The 225-nt window shown below is 66.2% G+C and carries 1 protein-coding gene; it reads right to left on the bottom strand.

Features of this window, described 5'->3' with window-relative positions:
- Positions 1 to 225: AMP-binding protein (locus PY650_RS37050; RefSeq protein WP_285885091.1), on the bottom strand; the 225-nt coding region annotated here is incomplete at both ends.

Here is a 225-nt window from a genome sequence, read left to right as displayed (position 1 = left end):
TGTGGTGCTGCATCCTCAAGAACCTGCCCCAACCGGGCGCTCGGATAGGCCGGATCGAGCGGCAGATAGGCGCCGCCCGCCTTGAGGATCGCCAGAACCCCGACGACCATGGCCGGGCTGCGCTGAAGGCAGATCGCCACCGGCTGGTCCGGCTTGACCCCAAGGGCGATCAGATGATGCGCCAAGCGGTTGGCCTGCGCATTGAGTTCGCCATAGCTCAGGTGC

Origin of the sequence: Martinezella calliandrae (assembly GCF_030272695.1) — a bacterium.
GTDB classification, from domain to species: Bacteria; Pseudomonadota; Alphaproteobacteria; order Rhizobiales; family Rhizobiaceae; genus Rhizobium; species Rhizobium calliandrae.
Note: the sequence above shows the minus strand (reverse complement) of the source record. Positions and strands in the feature narration are given on the sequence as shown.